The following is a 3,263-nucleotide window of genomic DNA, read 5'->3' on the forward strand; positions in this document are numbered from 1 at the left end:
GGGCCCAACGGCGCCGGGAAGAGCACCACCATGCACGTCGCCACCGGGTTGCTCGCCCCCGACGCCGGGCAGGTGACCATCGGCACATACGGGGCGCCGAGCTCGCCGTCGGCACGTCGCCGGCTCGGGCTGGCGCCCCAGAACCTCGCGGTATACGACCTGCTGAGCGCCGAGGAGAACCTGGAGTTCTTCGGGCGGCTCTACGGGCTCTCGGGCACGGCGCTGCGGGCGCGTGTCGACGCGGCGCTGGCGTTCGTGGGCCTGCAGGAGCGGCGCGCCGACCTCGTGGGCGGCTACTCGGGCGGCATGAAGCGTCGCCTCAACATCGCCGCCGCAGTGCTCCACGAGCCCGACCTCGTGCTGCTCGACGAGCCCACCGTCGGCGTGGATCCGCAGTCGCGCAACGCGATCTTCGACAGCATCGAGGCCCTCCGCGCGCAGGGCCGCACGCTCGTCTACAGCACGCACTACATGGAGGAGGCGGTGCGCCTGTGCGATCGCGTGGCCATCATGGATGCGGGCAAGGTGCGCGCGCTCGACACGGTCGCCGGACTCATCGGCACCTACGGCGGCCCGCCGCGCCTGCACGCACGCGTCGGCGGGCAGGAGGTGGTGATCGAGACCCGCGATCCACTCCACGAGTTGAACCGGCTCTCGGCTGAAGGACGGCTCGAGTCGTTCCGCGTCGAGGAGCCCACGCTGGAACAGGTCTTCCTGTCGCTCACCGGTCACACGCTCCGGGACTGAGGTCATCACCCATGTCAGGCATGCTCGCGATCGCCCTCAAGGACCTGCGGACCTTCTCGCGCCAGCGGATCTCGCTGTTCTTCACGTTCGTCTGGCCGCTGTGCGTGGCCGTGCTGTTCGGTGTGCTGTTCGGCGGCTCGAACCGACCCAGCCCGCGCCTCCCGGTGGCCGTCGTCGACGAGGACGGCTCGGCGGCGTCGAAGGCCTTCGCCGAGAAGCTCGTCGCCCGTGCGACCTTCGCCGGCGTCAGGGCCACGCGCGCCGAGGCGCTCGAGGCCGTGCGCAAGGGGCAGCGCGTTGCGGCGATCGTGCTGCGCCCGGGCTTCGGCGAGGCGTCGACCCGGTTGTTCCACGGCACGCCTCCGGAGATCGAGGTCTTCACCGACCCGAGTCGTCAGGCCGAGCGCGGCATGCTCGAAGGCCTGCTGCAGCAGCAGGGCGCGGAACGCCTGCAGACCCTCTTCACCGACCCGGCCTCGGCTCGTCCGTCGGTGCGGCAGACCCTCGAGGAGCTGAAGCGCACCTCCCCCGGCGCCACCCCGAACCTCGAGTCCTTCCTCGGCCAGCTCGACACGTTCCTGGGCTCGCCCGACGCCCAGCCCGCCGCGCCTGCTCCGGGTGCGGCGGCGGCGCCGGCGTGGGCGCCACTGCGCATCGTGCAGCAGGACCTCACGCGGCAGCGCACCGGCCCGAGCAACGGCTACGACGTAACGTTCCCGATGGCCGTGCTGTGGGCCGTGTTCGGCTGCGTGATGGCCTTCGGCACCACGTTCGCCTCCGAGCGCGTGCGCGGCACCATGGTCCGGCTGCAGGTGTCGCCGTTGTCGCGCGGGCAGATCCTCGCCGGCAAGTCGCTCGCCGCGCTGTTGGCCATCGTCATCGTCGAACTACTGCTGATCCTGCTCGGCGTGGTGGCGTTCGGATTACGGCCGTCGTCGTGGGGCCTGATGCTGGTGGCGATGCTGTGCACGGGCGCGGCCTTCGTGGGGATCATCCTGCTCCTGGCCTCGATGGCGACTACCGAACAGGGGATCGGCGGCATGGCGCCGGCCGTGATGATGCCGCTGTTCCTGCTCGGCGGGGCGATGGTCCCGCTGATGGTGATGCCGCCCTGGCTGGCCAAGCTCAGCGTCGCCAGCCCTGTGCGCTGGGCCATCCTCGCGCTCGAGGGCGCCATCTGGCGGGATTTCAGTGCCCTGGAGATGGTCGTGCCGTGCGCCATCCTGCTGCTGGTGGCCGCCGCGACGTTCATCGTCGGCGCGCGTCGCAGCGAGGTGGCATGATGGGCATCATGTCCATTGCCGACAAGGGCTACGCCCACCCCGACCGCCTCGTCAGTACCGACTGGGTCGCCGAGCACCTGCAGGACCCGTCCGTCCGCCTGGTCGAGTCCAACGAGGATCCGCTGGTGTATCCCTCGGGGCACATCCCGGGCGCCGTGCAGATCGACTGGACGAACGACCTCAACGATCCCCTGCGCCGCGACTACATCGCCGCCGAGGCGTTCGCGGCGCTCGTGTCGCGCTTCGGCATCACGCCGGAGACGACGGTCGTCTTCTACGGCGACCGCAACAACTGGTGGGCGTGCTACGCCTTCTGGGTGTTCCAGCTCTTCGGGCACGACAACGCCCGCATCCTCGACGGCGGCCGCCTGAAGTGGGAGAAGGAAGGCCGCGCCCTCACGCGCGAGGTGCCGACGTACGCCGCTTCGTCCTATCCCGTGCCGGCCCTGCGCGACGATGCGGCGCACCGCGCGTTCCGTGAGCAGGTGCTCGCGCACAGCCAGTCGGGCGGGCAACTCGTGGACGTGCGGTCGCCCGACGAGTACACCGGCGCGAAGCTGCACATGCCCGAGTACCCGCAGGAGGGTGCGATGCGCGGCGGGCACATCCCCGGCGCGAAGAGCGTGCCGTGGGCCCGCGCCATCAACCCGGAAGACGGCACGTTCAAGACGGCCGACGAGCTGAAGGCGATCTACCTGGGCGAGAAGCACCTCGATCCGGGCAAGGAGACCATCGCCTACTGCCGCATCGGCGAGCGCAGCAGCCACACGTGGTTCACGCTCAAGTACCTGCTCGGCTTCGGGAACATCCGCAACTACGACGGCAGCTGGACGGAGTGGGGCAACCTCGTGGGCGTGCCGGTGGAGAAGGGACCTGAGCGCTGATTCTTGTCATGACTCATGCGCCATGCCTCATGACAAGGCTCAAGGTCAGACCCATGGGGCATGAGTCATGAGACATGAGGCATGAGAAGGCCGACTGCCGGTATACGAGCCCCTAGCCCCGAGCCCCGAGCGCCCAGCCCCTAGTCCTGAGCCCCAGCGGTGACCCGATGAGCACCCAGACCAACCTCGAGGATCTCTACGAGACGCTCGACATGTTTGCCGACCCTGGCAGTCGCGCCGACCTGCTGATCGGGTTCGCGGACAAGTTCAGCGAGGTGCCGCCCGAGGTCGCGACGCGCCCGTTCCCGAAGAGCCACCAGGTGCCGCAGTGTGAGTCCGAGGTGTACGT

The 3,263-nt window shown here is 69.7% G+C and carries 4 protein-coding genes; all 4 read left to right on the plus strand.

Annotation, left to right across the window (positions count from 1 at the left end):
- Positions 1–747 (plus strand): ATP-binding cassette domain-containing protein (locus tag ACIRDX_RS22095; protein WP_396627579.1); only part of this gene is annotated, 747 nt, incomplete at its 5' end.
- An 11-nt stretch (positions 748–758) separates the two neighbouring features.
- The gene (locus tag ACIRDX_RS22100; RefSeq protein ID WP_396627580.1) at positions 759–2,030 is read left to right on the plus strand and encodes an ABC transporter permease; all 1,272 of its coding nucleotides are present in this window, start codon (positions 759–761) and stop codon (positions 2,028–2,030) included.
- An 8-nt stretch (positions 2,031–2,038) separates the two neighbouring features.
- Positions 2,039–2,914 (plus strand): sulfurtransferase, encoded by an 876-nt coding sequence (locus ACIRDX_RS22105; RefSeq protein ID WP_396627581.1) that lies wholly within the window; start codon positions 2,039–2,041, stop codon positions 2,912–2,914.
- 167 nt (positions 2,915–3,081) lie between these two features.
- Positions 3,082–3,263: hypothetical protein (locus ACIRDX_RS22110; protein ID WP_396627582.1), on the plus strand; the 182-nt coding region annotated here is incomplete at its 3' end.

The organism is Luteitalea sp., assembly GCF_044337415.1.
In the GTDB taxonomy this organism is placed as follows: Bacteria; Acidobacteriota; Vicinamibacteria; order Vicinamibacterales; family Vicinamibacteraceae; genus Luteitalea.

Bases quoted from the DNA above. Each gene is read 5' to 3' on its own strand.
- ACIRDX_RS22100 (WP_396627580.1), top strand. From the start codon at position 759: ATGTCAGGCATGCTCGCGATCGCCCTCAAGGACCTGCGGACCTTCTCG.
- ACIRDX_RS22105 (WP_396627581.1), top strand. From the start codon at position 2,039: ATGTCCATTGCCGACAAGGGCTACGCCCACCCCGACCGCCTCGTCAGT.